This is a genomic window from Shewanella sp. ECSMB14102 (assembly GCF_000813075.1).
In the GTDB taxonomy this organism is placed as follows: Bacteria; Pseudomonadota; Gammaproteobacteria; order Enterobacterales; family Shewanellaceae; genus Shewanella; species Shewanella indica.
The window spans coordinates 1-17,556 of the sequence record NZ_JWGX01000023.1 but is presented as its reverse complement, the minus strand read 5'-3'; the positions used below and the strand labels follow the sequence as shown (position 1 = coordinate 17,556).

Sequence of the window (17,556 nt, the reverse complement as noted above, 5' to 3'; positions counted from 1 at the left end):
CTCCTCACCGTTTAACCATGAGTGGTGCACTTATTATCTGAATTCGGGCAACCCTATTAATGGTCAAGTCTATAATATTAGAGATAATGGAAACCTTAGAGTCCTTGTAGATATTGACGGAAATGGAATATTCAACAAGTTAGCAGCAAAGGTAACAAAGTCCTTGCTAAAGGTTTTTAAGCCTAACTTTTTCCAACAAGAATTGAACTCAATTTTAAGCAGTATTCACAACCATAAATATTATGTAGCTGGCATTGAAAGCGTTATACCTGATAACACTTGGATTATTAATGGTATGGACTTAGGTTTTGAAATAAAAACACACTTAAAGGAATACATCCTGAAAAGTATATATCAATAGCAATATCTGAAAAAACCATAGATATTACACTGGTTGGAATTACAGAGAGTACTACATGAACAAAGTTGATTTTGATATATCAGGAAACTATAAAATATCTTACGAAAACCAAGCCGTTTATGATACAGGAAGTTGGATAAACCCATGCGCGAGACCAGGTGGCGTAAGCCATGGATGTTATGAACCATAAAGTTGAGGTTACTATGAAAAATTTAACCATGATCTTCTTAATCAGTTTGATGTTATCTGGCTGTACATCATTGAACGAAGTTAAACTTGATTCCACCCCCACATCAAACTATATAGGAAAGGATATCAAAATAACCACTACCTCAGATGAAATAATTGAGTTTAAAGTCGAGAGCACAACTGATTCGACGTTATCCGGAGAAGGGAATTCTGTAAAAATAGATAATATCAAGAAGATAGAGATGAAAGAGTTTAGCGTGATTAAATCAATTTCATTAACTAGTGGCCTATATATACTAGGTGCAGCAATTATAGCCGTTATGGTATTGTGAAATTAGAGCCTAAGGAAGATACAAGCAAGTCCCATGTGTGATCTGCTTTGTGTTTAATGATGGGATTGTTAGTATGCAGCATGAGAGTTACCTCTTTTGTTTTGATTGAAGCTTTGACACCTTTATCAAAACGGGTAACTCTCACCTTTTCAAGATAATGTGTCAGATCAAGTCGCGACTAAAATAACTTAGGCCGGAGGCCTATTATTGAGCTATCCCCAAACGCTCAAACTAACAATATATTAACCCCCTTGTAAATGGGCGACATTTCAAACAGTTTCAGGCTAATTTTTGGATTTTTCATTTAAATTGCTAAATGCACCATTTAATTTGCTCAGTAACTCAAGCGGCAGCGGAAACAGGATAGTCGAGTTGTTTTCTGCCGCCACTTCGGTCAGGGTATGCAGATAGCGCAGCATAATGGCATTGGGTTCTTTGCCCAGCGTCTGCGCCGCTTCCACCAGTTTTTCCGAGGCTTCCATCTCCCCCAGAGCATGGATCACCTTGGCCCGCCGCTCGCGCTCGGCCTCGGCCTGACGGGCAATAGCGCGGATCATACTTTCATTGAGATCCACGTGCTTGATTTCCACATTGGCCACCTTGATGCCCCAGGCATCTGTGTGGGAGTCGAGGATCCTTTGAATGTCGGCATTGAGCATCTCCCTGTTGGCCAACATCTCGTCCAACTCATGCTGACCGAGCACGGATCTCAGGGTGGTCTGGGCCAGTTGACTGGTGGCGGCGAGGAAGTTCTCCACATTGATAATCGCCTTTTGCGGGTCGACTACCCGAAAATAGAGTACGGCATTGACCCGCACCGAGACATTATCACGGCTGATCACATCCTGAGAGGGCACATCCATCACTATGGTTCGAAGATCCACCCGCACCATCTGCTGCACCACAGGGATCAGTATGATAAGCCCAGGCCCCTTGACCCGGTAAAAACGCCCGAGAAAGAAAATCACCCCGCGTTCATACTCCCTGAGGATGCGAAACATGCTGATAAGCAAGGCCGCAAACAGCACCAACAACACCCCAAAAGAAATGTTTAAACTACCACTGATAGCTTCACCCATGTCAGTCTCCTCTGCGTTGATTTTCAGTCGGCTCGATATCACCGCTTTTCACCTCAGCCAGCTTAAGTACTAACCCATTAAGCCCCAAAATCCGCACCCGCTGCCCAGGGCTTAAGGCCTGCTCACTGCTCCCTTGCCAGTCTTCTCCCATAAAGTGCACTCGGCCGCGCCCGGGAAAGCCGTCTATCACCCTGGCATATTCCCCTACCATCCCCTCGGCGCCGGCCACCCCGGACAATTTGCGAGTCTTGAACACAAAGCTTATCAGCAGCAGGAAAAACAGCAGGCTCACGACGCTGACCAGGGCTATCACGGGCCAGGCTATGCGAAAAGCCTCAACTTCACTGTCCACCAAAAATACCGACCCCAGCACGAAGGCGACCAGGCCACCGAATCCTAAAATTCCAAAGCTTGGTAGCATGGCCTCGGCGAGCAGCAAAATAATTCCCAAGAGCAATAAACCGCCACCGGCATAGCTGATAGGGAGCAGCTGGAAGGCATACAAGGCCAACAGCAAACAGATCCCTCCTATTACCCCGGGCAACATGGCGCCAGGACTGTAAAACTCCAGCAGCAAACCGTAGATCCCCAATAACATCAGGATGTAAGCGATATTGGGGTTGGTGAGCAGATTGATGAATCGGGCACGCCAATCCGGGCTGCGATCCAGCACTATGGCGTTTTCGGTATTGAGTATCCGAGCACCACCAGGCATGGCTACCGACTTGCCATCAAGTATGGTCAAGAGTTGCTGCGGCGTATCGGCGATATAGTCGATAACATTGGCCTCCAGCGCTTCCGAGGCGGTCAGGGTCGCCGCATCACGTACCGCCTTCTCGGCCCACTCGACATTACGCTGACGCAATTCCGCCAGCGCCCGAATATAAGCAATGGCATCATTGAGCTGCTTGCGCTCAAGTTTTTGACTATTGCTATCGCCCACAGGTTTTTCGGTTTCATTCTCTGACGGCTTGGGCTGTTGCGGCTCATTTCCCATGGGGGCCAGTTGCACAGGGGTGGCCGCACCAAGGCTGGTGGCCGTTGCCATGGCGGCGATATGACAGGCATACAGCATGTAAGTCCCGGCGCTGGCTGCACGAGCTCCGGATGGATAGACCAGGCAGGCAACCGGCACCCTGGAACCGAGAATCGCTTGGTTGATATCCCGTAGACTGGACACCAGACCTCCAGGGGTATCCAGAGTGATCAACACCAACTGGCTGTTTGGCGTATCCGATGCGCTCTCTATACCCCGGATCAAATAGTCGCTGACACCGGGACCTATAGCCCCTTTGACGCTGAGCAGGGTAATGGTCGGCGCTGCGGCCGGGGAGTAAGATTCTGGCCGGACGTGGTCTGCACCTAAGCCAGGCAAGATCCACAACAGAGCCAAGAGTCCTACACAGCCGCAGCGCCGGAACAAGGCGTTGGCTAGCCAATCTATCATACTGCCCCCATGAGGGTTCCCTTAGCTTAAGGATAGTCGGCTTTGAGGATTAGGCATAAAGCACACAAATAATGGCTTTAACCCAAGCAGGTAAATATGAGCAGAAGGAGGTAACAAGAAAAAAGGCGCCGAATCGACGACGCCTGTTATTTTTTCTGGAGTAGCGGGCTAGCTTGCTTCAAGGATAGAGCGCAAGCGCTGATAACCCATTCTTAAAGCTTATACATTTTGGCTCAAGGTTTATACATTTCGGCTCAAGGCTGATTCAGCCTACCGCCCAGACAATCGCCTGCAGTGACAGCATTGAGAAGATGCCGGCCAGGATATCATCGGCCATGATCCCAAGGCCGCCATGCACCTTGGCATCCAGCACCCGAATGGGCCAGGGCTTAAAGATATCGAAAATGCGGAACAGCACAAAGCCCAGCAACAACCAGAGCACTCCGGCCGGTGCGGCAATCATGGTGATCAGTAACCCCGCCACTTCGTCCCAAACTATGGCGCCGTGATCGTGCACCCCCATATCTTTGGAAGTCTTGCCGCATAGATAGATACCACCGATACAGGCCAGCAGCGTCACGGCAAGATACACTTCCAAACTGAACTGAGACAGCAATAGATACACAGGTACGGCAGCCAGGGTTCCAAAAGTCCCCGGCGCCTTGGCCGCGAGGCCAGAGCCAAAACCAAGTGCCAGAAAGTGCACCGGGTTCTTAAGGCTGACCCTTGCGAGCGCCTCGTCATGAGCAAACCACTTCATTTAAAAATGCTCAAATCCTGTCTGTTGCGGCTCGAATACCTCACCATGATATTGCAGCCTGAGTTGATTACCGGCGAGTATCTGGCCGACTTGATAGAACTTGACTCCGGCATGGCCCAAGGCGGTTTCCAGCGCACCGCGCTGCGCTTCCGGCACAGTGAACAGCAGTTCATAATCTTCACCGCCACAAAGGGCGTAGTCGAGCGCCGTCTCCAAACTCACAGTATCTTTCATCGCCTGGGACAGCGGCAGCTTATCCACTTCGATAACCGCACCGACAGCCGATGCCTTGAGGATATGCTTGATATCCGACAGCAAGCCATCAGAGAGATCTATAGCGCTAGATGCCAAGCCTCTCAGGGATTGACCGGCCAGGACTCTGGGGCTGGGATGATAGTGACGGTTGACCAGATATTCCTTGTGTTCTGCCCTCGCCTTCAAGTCACCACGTATGATATCCAGCCCCAGGGCCGAATCCCCCAGGGAACCTGTGACATAAATCCAGTCACCGGCGCGGGCGCCGCTACGAATGAGAGCTTTGCCTTCCGGCACCTGGCCATGAACCGTAATATTGATGGCCTTAGGGCCGCGGGTGGTATCGCCTCCAACAAGAGAAATACCATAGTAATCAGCCGCTTCAAACAAACCGGCACTGAACTGTTCCAGCCAAACTTCATCGACACTGGGCATGGTCAGCGCCAGGGTCATCCATGCGGGCTCGGCCCCCATAGCAGCAAGATCGGACAGGTTGACCGCCAAGGCCTTGTAACCTAGTGCCTGAGCCGGCATATCCGGTAAAAAGTGGACATTTTCCACCAGGGTATCGCAGGAGATGGCAATAGATTTGTGTTCGGCGGGTTGCACCAAGGCACAATCATCACCTATGCCGAGGCGGACATCTTTGCGCGCTTGGCCACGACCATGAAAATAGCGCTCGATAAGTTGAAATTCTTTCACTGTTGACTTGGCCACAGGTTCGCAGCCTCCCGGTTTTCCAATGAAAAAACGGTATCTGACGATACCGTTTGTCTAATTTCTTTCTGGTTCAGCGACGAGCTACCAGCTTGTCCAATATGCCATTGACAAACTTGTGGCTGTCCTCGGCGCCGAACGCCTTGGCCAACTCGATAGCCTCGTTGATCACCACTTTGTAAGGCGTATCCTTGCGGAAAGTCAGCTCGTAAGCCGCCAAACGCAAAATGGCCTTCTCCACGGGATCGACCTCCTCCATGGGACGTTGATCCAGATGGGGGGCAATTAACTCGTCCAGTTGAGCCTTTTTGGTTGTCGCTCCAGTGAATAGTTCACGGAAGTAGGCGACATCCACGCCGTCTATGTTTTGCTCGGTCAGAAACTCGTGCTCCACATCGGCAATATTGTTCCCGCTCAGTTGCCATGAATAGATGGCTTGAACCGCTAAACGGCGGGCTCTGCGGCGCTCTGAAGGCTTCATGCTTTTTCCTGTATTACAGCTGTTGCTCAAGTTGTTGCAGCACGTTCACCATTTCCAGCAGACCCAGGGCAGCTTCGCCGCCTTTGTTGCCAGCCTTGGTGCCGGAACGCTCAATGGCCTGTTCGATAGTGTCTGTGGTCAGTACCCCGAAAGAGACCGGGATATCGAATTCCAGACCCACTTGAGCCAGACCCTTGTTGCATTCACCTGCAACGAAATCAAAGTGTGGTGTACCACCACGGATCACTGCCCCCAGGGCGATGATACCGTCGAACTTGCCACTGGCGGCAACACGACGGGCGGCCAAAGGCAGCTCGAAAGCACCAGGTACGCGTACCACAGTGATGTTGTCTTCACTTACCTGACCGAAACGCTTAAGAGTGTCTACGGCACCCTCCAGCAGACTTTCAACCACAAAGCTGTTGAAACGGGATACAACGATCGCGACTTTGGCGTTTTTTGCTTCGATATTACCTTGAACTATGTTCATTATCTTACCTAACTTAGCTAAAGCACCCGGCCGGGGGCAAAAAGTGGCGCTATAATAGCACGCAATTTACCCCTCCGCCCTATGCAATTATTCGGAAATGGTTAATTAATTCTGTTGGCTCATTCGCCGGGAATATACTCCGTGACTTCCAGGCCAAAACCACCCAATGAGTGATAACGCTTGGGCGAGCTGAGCAGGCGCATTTTGTTAACGCCAAGCGTCGCCAGAATCTGTGAGCCTACGCCAACCCGTTGGGAGGTTCCCTGCCATTTGGCCGTCACCGGCACTTCACCCTTGTCTTCGGCCTCAAATGCCTTGACCTTGGCGATAATGCTCTCATTAGGTTCCTGGTTACCCAGCAGCAACAGCACACCACCATCGGCAGCAATCCGCGCCATGGCTTGCTCAAGCGGCCAGCTGCGCACTTCATCGCGCTCAGAAAACAGCAGGTCATTAATGGTGTTTTGCAGATGTACCCGCACCAGAATATTGTCAACAATCTCGCCCTTGACCATGGCAAAATGCAGTTGATTGTCTATGGTGTCGCGGAAGGTGTGCAGCTCAAACTCACCGAAACGGGTAGGCAGCTTGCACTTGGCTTCACGCACCACTGTGGTTTCTGTGTTATTGCGGTAGTTGATCAGATCGGCAATGGTGCCCATCTTAACGCCGTGCTCCTTGGCGAACACTTCCAGATCCGGACGACGCGCCATGGTGCCATCCTCATTGAGGATCTCCACGATCACAGCCGAAGGCTCCAAACCGGCCAGACGCGCCAGATCGCAACCGGCTTCGGTATGACCGGCGCGCACCAGCACCCCGCCATCCTGCGCCATCAAAGGAAAAATATGCCCGGGCTGAACTATGTCCGATGGCTTGGCATTTTTAGCCACAGCCGCCTGCACAGTTACCGCGCGGTCATGGGCACTAATACCTGTGGTCACCCCTTCAGCGGCCTCGATAGAAACGGTGAAGTTGGTTGAAAACTGGGCGTTGTTATTGCTGACCATCAGCGGCAAATTCAGCTGCTGGCAACGAGCCTTGGTCATGGTTTGGCAGATAAGACCACGGCCGAAGCGAGCCATGAAATTGATCGCTTCCGGGGTGACCTTCTCCGCCGCCATGATGAGGTCGCCCTCGTTTTCCCTGTCCTCATCGTCCATCAGGATAACCATTTTGCCCTGACGAATATCCTCGATGATCTCTTCGATACTGTGTAGCGCCATTGTAAGACCTTTATCTCTTGTTCTGTGTAATCAATGAATTCTAACCTGTTAGCGCGCGATAACCAGTGTGCTTGCGCACATCTAGCGCATGAAACCGGCCTTGGCGAGCATAGCCAGAGTCACGCCTTCGCTCGGCTGCCCTTCCTCTTTATGCTGCATTAAACGTTCAAGATAGCGGGCTATCTGATCCACCTCCAGATTCACCTGAACTCCGGGACGCAGATCAAGCAAAGTGGTTTCGCTGGCGGTATGGGGCACTATGGTGAGGCGGAAATTACAGCCATCGACTTCGTTGACCGTGAGGCTGACACCATCTATGGTAATGGAGCCTTTATGGGCAATGTAACGGGCCAGCTCAGCAGGCGCCTCGAGCCAAAACTCCAGCGCCTTGCCCCTTGGGGTCACGCTGATGACCCGCGCCATACCATCCACATGGCCACTGACCAAGTGCCCGCCCAAGCGGGTGCTGGGCGTGACCGCCTTTTCCAGGTTAACTTTGGCGCCGACACTGTAGCGGTCAAAGCCGGTGAGGCTAACGGTTTCAGCCGAAATATCGGCCACATAACCATCCGCCAGGCGTTCAACCACGGTCAGACACACACCGTTGGTGGCAATGCTGTCACCCAATTGGACATCGCCAAGGTCCAGCTTGCCGCTGGCCACCGTCAGACGAATATCATCACCACGGCGCTCCAAGGCCCGTATTGTACCGACAGCTTCAATTATTCCGGTAAACATTCAATCACCTATCTTGAGAGTAAGCCGGGTATCATTGCCCAGCTTACGTTGATCTGTTACCCGTATCGCCGGGGTATCGGCTATCTGCTGATAGTTGGGCAAGGCCAGCAGGTTTCGGCCAGCGGCGCCAAGCAGTTTCGGGGCTTGGTAGAGCAGCAGCTCATCGGCCAAACCGGCACTAATAAAGGCGCCGCAAAGCGTTGCCCCGGCCTCGACCAACACCGCATTACAGCTCTGGCTCAGGTGTTGCAGCAGCGCTGTGATATCGACTCTGTTGTCTTCACCGGCCAACACCAAAGTGGTGACATAAGGCGGCAAAGCGGCCAGGAACTCATCCTCATAGGGGCGGCAGCTGACCAAGAGTACCGGGCTGACAATTTTCAATAACCTGGCATCGAGCGGCATACGGCAGTTACTGTCGAGTATCACTCGCAGCGGTTGAATAAGCTCCTGCTCACTCAGGGTTTCACCTAGGCTGCCAAGCTCAGAGTGCCGGACATTCAAGGAAGGGTCATCGGCCAATACGGTTTCAATGCCGGTGAGCAAAGCGCAGCTGCGGGCCCTGAGCCTTTGCACGTCGCGGCGCGCCTCGGGGCCGGTTATCCACTTGGACTCACCGTTGGCCAGTGCCGTCTTGCCATCGAGACTCGCCGCCAGTTTGAGGGTGACCCAGGGACGATTTCGCTCCATCCGCGATAAAAAGCCCGGATTCAACGCTCTGGCCTGCTCAGCCAAGAGACCGCTCTGCACCTGAACCCCGGCCTCCTGCAGCATGCCGATACCTCGGCCGGCCACCTGAGGGTTGGGATCTGTCATAGCCACCACCACCCGCTTGAGGCCATGTTTAATTAAGGCTTCGGCACAGGGCGGGGTGCGACCATAGTGACTGCAGGGTTCGAGGGTGACATAGGCAGTAGCGCCGCGGGCCTTGTCAGCGGCCATTTTCAAGGCATGTACTTCGGCATGGGGCTCACCGGCACGCTGATGCCAGCCTTCGCCGACAATCTTGCCATCGGCATCTATGATGACGCAGCCGACATTGGGGTTGGGGCGGGTTGTATAACGGCCACGGCGAGCCAGCATTATGGCGCGGCTCATCATGGCGATATCAGTATTGGACCACATGGGGGTTTCCGTTACTTAACAGTTGGCTGTGACTGACAGCCTATTTTTTCTCCAGCTTGGCAATCGCTTCACCAAACTCTGACACATCTTCAAAGGCACGATACACAGAGGCAAAACGAATATAGGCCACCTTATCCAGCTCAATAAGATGATCCATCATCAGGTTGCCGATCATTTCCGAGGTCACTTCCCGCTCGCCTGTGGCTCTGAGGGTGGACTTGATCTTGCTGATCGCCTCTTCAATCTTATCCATGGAAACCGGACGTTTCTCGGCGGCGCGCAGCATACCGCCGCGCAGCTTATCCTCATCGAACGGTTGCCTGCTGCCATCGCGCTTGATCACTCTGGGCATGACGAGCTCGGCACCTTCAAAGGTGGTAAAGCGTTCATGACACAGAGTACATTCCCGGCGACGGCGCACCTGATGACCGTCTGCCACCAGCCTGGAATCTATCACCTTGGTATCCGTCGCACTGCAAAATGGACAATGCATTATGCCTCCTGGTGCTCAGTTGCCGGCAGCGGCTGCTGCTAAATGGCAGGAACAAAAATGGCCGCTGAATTCAGCGGCCATCGAAGTTTATCCTATTCCCTTGAAAAGGTTAACCGTAAACAGGGAAGCGAGCGCACAGTTCCAGCACCTGGCTCTTCACGCGCTCGATAACGGCGTCATCGTGAGCATTGTCGAGCACATCACAGATCCAGCCGGTCAGTTCACGGGCTTCGGCTTCCTTGAAACCGCGGCGAGTGATGGCCGGTGTACCGATACGCACCCCGGAGGTCACAAAGGGTGAGCGGGGGTCGTTAGGCACTGAGTTCTTGTTGACTGTGATATTGGCACGGCCCAGAGCGGCGTCGGCTTCTTTACCGGTCAGCTCACGGCCAATCAGGTCCACCAGCATCAGATGGTTGCTGGTACCGCCGGAAACTATCTTGTAACCGCGCTCGAGGAACACCTCAACCATGGCCTTGGCGTTATTGACCACCTGCTGCTGATAGGTCTTGAATTCCGGCTCCAGTGCTTCTTTGAAGGCCACGGCTTTACCGGCGATAACGTGCATCAGAGGACCACCCTGACCGCCCGGGAATACTGCGGAATTCAGCTTCTTGTACAGATCTTCATCGTCGGCAGCCGACAGAATCACACCACCGCGGGGACCGGCCAGCGTCTTGTGAGTGGTCGAAGTCACCACGTGGGCGTGCGGCACAGGGTTAGGATAAACACCGGCAGCGATAAGACCGGCCACGTGGGCCATATCGACAAACAGGTAAGCGCCAATTTTGTCGGCGATTTCGCGCAGCTTGGCCCAGTCAACTATGCCTGAGTAGGCCGAGAAGCCGCCGATGATCATCTTGGGCTTGTGTTCCAGCGCCAGCGTTTCGAGTTCGCTGTAGTCAATCTTGCCGGACTCATCGATACCGTAAGGGATGATGTTGTACAGCTTGCCGGAAAAGTTAACCGGAGAGCCGTGGGTCAAGTGACCACCGTGAGCCAGGTTCATCCCCAGTACGGTATCGCCGGGTTGCAGCAACGCCATATAAACCGCGCTATTGGCCTGTGAACCTGAGTGTGGCTGAACGTTGGCGTAAGTAGCGCCAAACAGCTGCTTGGCACGCTCAATTGCCAGAGTCTCCACCACATCGACATACTCACAACCACCGTAATAACGCTTGCCTGGATAACCTTCGGCATACTTGTTGGTCAGTTGTGAGCCCTGGGCTTCCATGACTCTGGGGCTGGTGTAGTTTTCGGAGGCGATCAGCTCAATGTGCTCTTCCTGACGACGGGTTTCATCCTCAATCGCCTTGAACAGCTCAGGATCATAGTCGGCAATGTTCATACTTTTCTTCAGCATCTGTCACTCCAGCTGGCAAATCTTATTGGTAGGGTTGCGCGGTATTCTACTCTGAGTGTGACAAATATCCCAGTCGCAGGATGATGAAAATCCTTGTGTCAGCAGATGACTATGTTTCATTTGCTGAACAATGGTGCCGCTATCCGGCCGCATCTGGCAGGAGCCCTGGCAAATTGGTAAACTGCCGCCAGTTTAGGAAAACTCAGTTCAGGACAACAGAGAAACAATATGGCTCAGTTTGTATACAGCATGCTGAGGGTCGGCAAAATAGTGCCGCCCAAAAAGCAGATCCTCAAAGATATTTCATTGAGTTTCTTCCCCGGCGCCAAAATTGGTGTCCTGGGTCTCAACGGCTCGGGTAAATCCACCCTGTTGAAAATCATGGCAGGTCTGGACACAGAAATTGAAGGTGAAGCCCGTCCCATGCCGGGACTCAAGATAGGTTACCTGCCCCAGGAGCCCCAGCTTGATCCCAACAAGACAGTACGGGAAACCATAGAAGAAGCCGTCAGCGAAGCCAAAAACGCCCTCAAGCGTCTGGATGAAGTCTATGCGGCCTATGCTGAGCCGGATGCCGACTTCGACGCCCTGGCCAAGGAGCAAGGCGAACTGGAAGCCATCATTCAGGCCCAGGATGCCCACAATCTGGACAATATTCTCGAGCGCGCCGCCAACGCCCTGCGTCTGCCGGAATGGGACGCCAAGGTGGAGGTGCTCTCCGGGGGTGAACGTCGCCGGGTGGCCATCTGTCGTCTGCTGCTGGAAAAGCCGGAGATGCTGCTGCTGGACGAACCAACCAACCACCTGGATGCCGAATCCGTTGCCTGGCTGGAGCACTTCCTGCAGGAATACTCAGGCACTGTGGTCGCCATTACCCACGACCGTTACTTCCTCGACAATGCCGCCGGCTGGATCCTGGAGCTGGACCGGGGTGAAGGTATCCCATGGCAGGGCAACTACTCCTCCTGGCTGGAGCAGAAAGATGCCCGTCTGAAGCAGGAAGCCGCCAGCGAAAGCGCCCGCCAAAAGACGATTGCCAAGGAATTGGAGTGGGTGCGTCAGGGTGCCAAGGGACGTCAGTCCAAGGGCAAGGCCCGTATGGCCCGCTTCGAAGAGCTGAACAGCTCAGATTATCAGCGCCGCAACGAGACCAATGAGCTGTTTATTCCGCCCGGTCCTCGCCTGGGTGACAAGGTGATTGAGGTGCGTAATCTCACCAAGAGCTATGGTGACCGCATTCTGATAGACAACTTAAGCTTCAGCGTTCCCAAGGGCGCCATAGTCGGTATTATCGGTGCCAACGGTGCCGGTAAGTCGACCCTATTCAGAATGCTCAGCGGCGCCGAGCAGCCGGACAGCGGTGAAATCGAGATAGGTGATACAGTCCAAATCGCCTCTGTGGAACAGTTCCGTGACTCGATGAACGACAAGAACACGGTTTGGGAAGAGATCTCCGGCGGTCAGGACATAATGCGGATCAACAATCTGGAGATCCCGAGCCGCGCCTATGTCGGTCGCTTCAACTTCCGTGGTGGCGATCAGCAGAAGATCATCGGCTCACTTTCAGGTGGTGAACGTAACCGGGTGCATCTGGCCAAGCTGCTGCAGGCCGGCGGCAACGTGTTGCTGCTCGACGAACCGACCAACGATCTGGACGTGGAAACTCTGCGGGCACTGGAAGAAGCGCTGTTGGAATTCCCCGGCTGCGCCATGGTGATCTCGCACGACCGTTGGTTCCTCGACCGTATCTGTACTCACATCCTCGACTACCGTGACGAGGGGCAGGTTAACTTCTACGAAGGTAACTACACAGAATACTCGGCCTGGCTGAAAAACCAATTCGGTGCCGATGTGATTGAGCCACACAGACTCAAGTACAAGCGGATGACCAAGTAATAGAAAAACCGTACAAAAACGGAGGCAAACGCCTCCGTTTTTTATTTCCTTTAACCCAGGCCGGCTTCAGAATCGTCCAACTGCCTGCCACTGTCCGAGCGAAACGCCTGCTCTCTTGGCACACACTCAAACACTTCACGCACATAATGGCGTTTGCCGCGGTTACCTATCCGCTCCAGCTTCATTCCCGGCATCTGCCGCTGGTAGAGCTCGGCCTTGGCCGGATCCCAAGAGACCCGAATAATCTCCTGCGCCGCTCTTGTTGTTTCCACCAGGCACTTATAGTCCTGACGTTGCCCCTTGGGCTGTGCGGCAGCCAGAGGCAGGCTCAAGAGTATGGCCAAAGGCAATATCAGCTTATTCATCATCCGCTCCTCAATTGGCCTGATAGTAATAGATTTTGTTAGTGGCCGGGCCGCCGCCGACACACTTGTGATCGCCGGGTGGGCAGCCGGGATCCGGCATCACCTTCTCCATCTTTTCGCCGGCATTGCCAATGCCTATCAAATACATATAGCTATCGGCCACAGTACCATCACTGCTGATATTGGGCGGCACAACCAACTGCGGTGTATCCGGGACACTCTCCCCCATCTCCAGATAGGTTTTTGTGAAACTGCGGGTGCCCTTGTGCAGATCAAAGCCATAGAGGTAGCCCTGCCCGGCAACCAAACACTGGTTGGTGGAGGTCTGCGAGCCGGGCACATAGGAGGTAAAGAAAACCCGCCCTTTAATGATACTGGCATCGGAAAGGCTTTTTTCACCATTGCGGGTAAAGTCGTAATACCAACCGCGCTTGCGGCCAAAAGCAATATGTTCTTTCTCTGAAGCCGGCGCCTTGGCAGTCACATCGTAAAGATCCGCCAACGTCAGTGCCTGAGGCACTGCCTTGCCCTTGAAACTCTGACTGAGGGTATTTCTGTCCTGCAGAACAAAGAAGATATCCGAGCGACTGGTGTTCGATGGAGATGGCCTGAGTCCGGAGCCGACCACCACGGCATCGTAAGGGACTTGCTGCGCCGAAATCACCATCTTTGACTGGCCATTGACCGTGACACGGTTCTCGCTCAGATTGCCAAACATGGTTTGCGCCACCACAGGGGCAGCAAAGAAGCGCCTGTCGGTATTTTCTGTGCTGCCGCCAAGAGAAGCAAACTTGAAGGCACTCCATTGTTTGCTGTCGGCACCAGCCATATCCAGTCGCCAAACATTGGCCCCGGTATCTGTGGCATAGATACGGTCAGTAACGCCATCACCATTGCTGTCAAGAATCGCGACCGAATTGGGAATGCTGTCCCTGAGCCCCGGCATTGGCGTATCACCGCCGGGGCCAAATCTGTGGAGTAACTTGCCGGTTTCGGCATCCAGAATGAACACCCCGCGGCCCTGGCTATCGGCGCCACCGACCTCAAGAGTATCCTTGGCCGGAGAGTACCCTGCTCCAAAGATGAGTACCGGCTTGTCACCCTGACCTGGAATGGTGGTCACCACAGGCTTGGCCCAGCTTTGCCCCAACTCACTCATGCCGGCCGAGTCTGCGCTGATATGCCACATCAGACTAGGCTTATCCGGATTGGTCACATCCATGGCGTAGTAACCACGGCCGCCACGCCGCAGCCCCATAAATACCCAGGCCTTCTCCATCTTGTTGCCGCTGCGCTTGATATAAGCTGCGGGTGAGCCATCAAAACCATAAACCGAATGCACGCCGGAAGGTACGTTGGCCCTGAGCGTTGCCAGATTGGGTAAAAACTCCCAGGGCATAAAGGCCCAGCTCTCATTGACCGAGTCCCCTTTGTCCTGAAACATATGCAGCATGCCGTGGTTACTGCCCAGCAGAATACGGATATCCGGGTTCTTTGCGGACGAACCGAAATCTATCGCCAAAGGTTTGGAATGCAAGGGGTCGCCAAGAAGGTCACGGCGCTTATCGCTGTGGCTGTTATTCTGGTTGTCATCGTCAATATCCTTGCCGATAACCCAGTCGAACAGATCCTGCAGTTGGCTTTTATCTACTCCCATATGCTGCGCCAGCTTAGCCTCGCCGCCGGCGTAACTGCTGGCCGCGACCTTGGTCAGGGGCGACAAACCACCTTTGGCAGCAAAATTGCCGTAGAAAGTGCGCTGCTGTTGGTTATAGAGGGCCTCGGCCACCCCACCTTTGGTGACATCGTCGCCATCACCACCGGCGTTGCAAACGGCCTGAGAACTCCAGAAAGAGCAGGCCGAAATATTGATATTGCCATTGTCGGCAATGGCCGGATTGCCGTTTTTGTCTACCACATCCCCTGTGCCTGTCACCCTGAATTTCTTGAGATTGCCACGCCAACGGGGGCCCTTGTTGGGCAGGAACATGGAGTAATACACAGAGTCAAAGGTCTGTACCTTGTTGAAGTTATTGCTGGCCACTGAGGGCGAGGTGAAACTGGCATTCTTTTCCAGAATTTGATTGACCACCAACTGAATTGCCGACTGCAGCTTGCTGGCATTCTGGGCATCGAAGTAACGGCCGCCGCCTTTTTCAGCAGTCTTTCTCAATAAGGCTTCCGCCCTGGCCGCCCCCTCACTGAAACCTATGGTAAAAGTATTGACCGTCTGTTTGCCGGCCATATTGGGGTTAACGTCATTACGGGCCATCCAACTGCTCAGGGCACTGAGATAACTTCGGCGACGATTACTGCTCACATAAGCATCCTTGCCCCCGGTCATACTCTGCACCAAGCCGTCGGCGGCCTTGTCCAACGTCGGCTCACCGTCTGTGATATAGACTATATAGGCTTGGTTCTGACACTTTTTGAACGGCGACTCATAAATGCCGTTCTTGATAATGCTCATATCCTGCTGCGGGGTATTGGCGGAATCATAATAACCTACGACTCTGAGCCTTCCCCATTCATCACGCCGGTAATAAGTGTAATCACTATCATCATCACCGAAATACACCCCTTGGCCACTAAAGTATCGATAGGCTTCATAGAGAGTTTCACACAAGGGTGTATTCTGGGCGAAGGTAATATCATTGACGCTTTTAATAAGCGCTATTTTACTGTCGGCACTCTGCGGTTTAATCCCGGAGATAATCCGCCCACCATCGCGCATGCCTTCCCTATCATGGTTTAAGTTGAAAATGGCCAGCCCCAAATCTACCCCGGGAGTTGTCACAATCACGTTCTGAATCGCTTCCTGAGCCAGTTGCAAACGTGTCTTGGTGACCTTTTTCTTATCACTGTGATGCCAGCGCAAATAATCTTCTGTATAGAGGGTTACCACGCGGCCAGTGCCAAAACCTGTACGCCCTGCAGCGTCCTTGGCCGCCTTCTTCTGCGCTTCGGTCGAACGATTGCTGACCTGGGTGTAGCTGATCACCTGATTGCGGTTACCGACGCTATCCAGCGGCAAACCATCGGGTATCCCAGCCGCATTGCCATAACGCTCATCCTGAATATCCTCCAAACAATCTACCAGAGTGATATTGGCGCCATTATTTTCCGGCAACTCTTTCCAGGTGCCATTTTGCCCGGAGAAACTGTACTCACGAACAAACCCGGTATAAATTCCATATTTATTCAGATACTCCCAGGAGGTTTGACAGCCGTTATTGCTGCGCAGAAAACGCCAGGTTTTATCCTGCTTACCCGGAACCGGCATATTATCTGAATCCGGTGCTCCTTTGGTGAAATAAATAAACTCTTTCTTGGGCTCAAGGGCGCCACCACCTGCGCCGGGGAAATAACTCTCATCCACATCGTATACATAATTACCCATACTGACGGAGTTATCGAAAATAATCAGCATTTGCGGTCGAGCACCTGTACGCGATGAAGACTCGTAAACATAGAGCTCTGTGTCATCGGCCAATAACGGGCTGACCAATATAAAACTGCCAATACAGGAAAGCAGTAAGGTTAAGAATTGTTTGCCGTCAAAACGCCAATAAGGACTGATAAATATTTGCTTGTTCATGGTAACCAGCTTGTATTTCACCCTGTGTTTATTCCACTTTTCGATGAGAGACAAACAACACACTAGACTGTAAAATAAGGCTTTTATCTCTTTAGCCTTCTATTTACCACGGCGAAAAACAAGCAAACAACAAATAAATAGATTTATTCACATTATTATCAAAATGTGTCGACCAAACCTCATAAAAAACAAACAACATTGACCTTAGCCAAATATCTGACTCATCTATTAAGGTCACTTTATGTACTTACTTAGGGAATGCTTCTTGCGAAGGACTAGACCATTTGCTGCGAACCACGCCTTACATCCATGCCTGTAAGTCGACGCAGAGCACACATGGGACTTGTTCGCACCTTGCTTTGTTCGACTGATGACAAACATTTCCAAGATAAGTTTTTCAGTCACATTTTCGCACCGGAATTTGCGCTTTTTTACACTGATTTACCAGTTTTATGCTCGAGGCTCCCGTAAAATAGGCGGCAATCAGATCCTAGCGGATCTCTAACGGCATCAGATGGGACACAATGAAAAAACCTTATATCGGACTCCTGGTCCTTGGCCTTTGTGTGGCCACCTATCTCCTATTAACTCCAACGGCAGAAAATACCGTCAAAAAGCCCGGCTCAGGCATGGGGATGGGC

At 52.6% G+C, this 17,556-nt stretch carries 16 protein-coding genes; 3 read left to right on the top strand and 13 right to left on the bottom strand.

What is annotated here, in order from left to right:
- A partial coding sequence (locus tag RC73_RS21120; protein ID WP_039034262.1) for a hypothetical protein occupies nt 1-361 on the top strand: 361 nt, incomplete at its 5' end.
- A gap of 170 nt (nt 362-531) precedes the next feature.
- Nucleotides 532-882, top strand: a complete 351-nt coding sequence (locus tag RC73_RS08575) for a hypothetical protein (protein ID WP_234501483.1) — start codon at nt 532-534, stop codon at nt 880-882.
- A gap of 284 nt (nt 883-1,166) precedes the next feature.
- Here RC73_RS08575 and RC73_RS08570 read toward each other — a convergent pair whose 3' ends face one another.
- The 11 genes from RC73_RS08570 to glyA all read right to left on the bottom strand — a co-directional run bounded on the left by RC73_RS08570 (nt 1,167) and on the right by glyA (nt 11,056).
- Nucleotides 1,167-1,961 carry a slipin family protein gene (locus tag RC73_RS08570; RefSeq protein ID WP_039034261.1) on the bottom strand — a complete coding sequence of 265 codons (795 nt, stop codon included), beginning with the start codon at nt 1,959-1,961 and terminating at the stop codon, nt 1,167-1,169.
- Between the two features lies 1 nt (nt 1,962).
- Nucleotides 1,963-3,408 (bottom strand): NfeD family protein, encoded by a 1,446-nt coding sequence (locus RC73_RS08565; protein WP_200887991.1) that lies wholly within the window; start codon nt 3,406-3,408, stop codon nt 1,963-1,965.
- A gap of 265 nt (nt 3,409-3,673) precedes the next feature.
- Nucleotides 3,674-4,168, bottom strand: a complete 495-nt coding sequence (locus tag RC73_RS08560; protein WP_039034260.1) for a phosphatidylglycerophosphatase A family protein — start codon at nt 4,166-4,168, stop codon at nt 3,674-3,676.
- The gene (gene thiL / locus RC73_RS08555; RefSeq protein ID WP_039034263.1) at nt 4,169-5,125 is read right to left on the bottom strand and encodes a thiamine-phosphate kinase; all 957 of its coding nucleotides are present in this window, start codon (nt 5,123-5,125) and stop codon (nt 4,169-4,171) included.
- Nucleotides 5,126-5,213: 88 nt separating this feature from the next.
- Nucleotides 5,214-5,621, bottom strand: coding sequence for a transcription antitermination factor NusB (gene nusB / locus RC73_RS08550; protein ID WP_039034259.1), 408 nt, complete (start codon nt 5,619-5,621; stop codon nt 5,214-5,216).
- 13 nt (nt 5,622-5,634) lie between these two features.
- The gene (ribH, locus tag RC73_RS08545) at nt 5,635-6,111 is read right to left on the bottom strand and encodes a 6,7-dimethyl-8-ribityllumazine synthase (RefSeq protein WP_025009431.1); all 477 of its coding nucleotides are present in this window, start codon (nt 6,109-6,111) and stop codon (nt 5,635-5,637) included.
- A gap of 119 nt (nt 6,112-6,230) precedes the next feature.
- Entirely contained in the window at nt 6,231-7,337 is a 1,107-nt protein-coding gene (gene ribBA / locus RC73_RS08540; RefSeq protein WP_028779054.1) for a bifunctional 3,4-dihydroxy-2-butanone-4-phosphate synthase/GTP cyclohydrolase II, read from the bottom strand.
- A gap of 81 nt (nt 7,338-7,418) precedes the next feature.
- Complete coding sequence (locus RC73_RS08535; RefSeq protein WP_039034258.1) at nt 7,419-8,075, bottom strand: riboflavin synthase; 657 nt, start codon at nt 8,073-8,075, stop codon at nt 7,419-7,421.
- On the bottom strand, nt 8,076-9,200 hold the full coding sequence (gene ribD, locus RC73_RS08530; RefSeq protein WP_039034257.1) for a bifunctional diaminohydroxyphosphoribosylaminopyrimidine deaminase/5-amino-6-(5-phosphoribosylamino)uracil reductase RibD: 1,125 nt from the start codon (nt 9,198-9,200) through the stop codon (nt 8,076-8,078).
- A gap of 40 nt (nt 9,201-9,240) precedes the next feature.
- Nucleotides 9,241-9,693, bottom strand: coding sequence for a transcriptional regulator NrdR (gene nrdR, locus RC73_RS08525; RefSeq protein WP_025009434.1), 453 nt, complete (start codon nt 9,691-9,693; stop codon nt 9,241-9,243).
- A gap of 109 nt (nt 9,694-9,802) precedes the next feature.
- The gene (gene glyA / locus RC73_RS08520) at nt 9,803-11,056 is read right to left on the bottom strand and encodes a serine hydroxymethyltransferase (RefSeq protein WP_039034256.1); all 1,254 of its coding nucleotides are present in this window, start codon (nt 11,054-11,056) and stop codon (nt 9,803-9,805) included.
- A gap of 228 nt (nt 11,057-11,284) precedes the next feature.
- Here glyA and ettA point away from each other — a divergent pair, with 228 nt between their 5' ends.
- Entirely contained in the window at nt 11,285-12,952 is a 1,668-nt protein-coding gene (gene ettA / locus RC73_RS08515) for an energy-dependent translational throttle protein EttA (protein ID WP_025887609.1), read from the top strand.
- Between the two features lie 50 nt (nt 12,953-13,002).
- On the opposite strand, the gene RC73_RS08510 is transcribed toward ettA, so the two are convergent.
- Together RC73_RS08510 and RC73_RS08505 are read right to left on the bottom strand one after the other, a co-directional pair.
- Nucleotides 13,003-13,320, bottom strand: coding sequence for a TapY2 family type IVa secretion system protein (locus tag RC73_RS08510; RefSeq protein ID WP_160289568.1), 318 nt, complete (start codon nt 13,318-13,320; stop codon nt 13,003-13,005).
- A 7-nt stretch (nt 13,321-13,327) separates the two neighbouring features.
- Nucleotides 13,328-16,915 carry a PilC/PilY family type IV pilus protein gene (locus tag RC73_RS08505; RefSeq protein WP_052248092.1) on the bottom strand — a complete coding sequence of 1,196 codons (3,588 nt, stop codon included), beginning with the start codon at nt 16,913-16,915 and terminating at the stop codon, nt 13,328-13,330.
- Nucleotides 16,916-17,556: the final 641 nt, after the last annotated feature.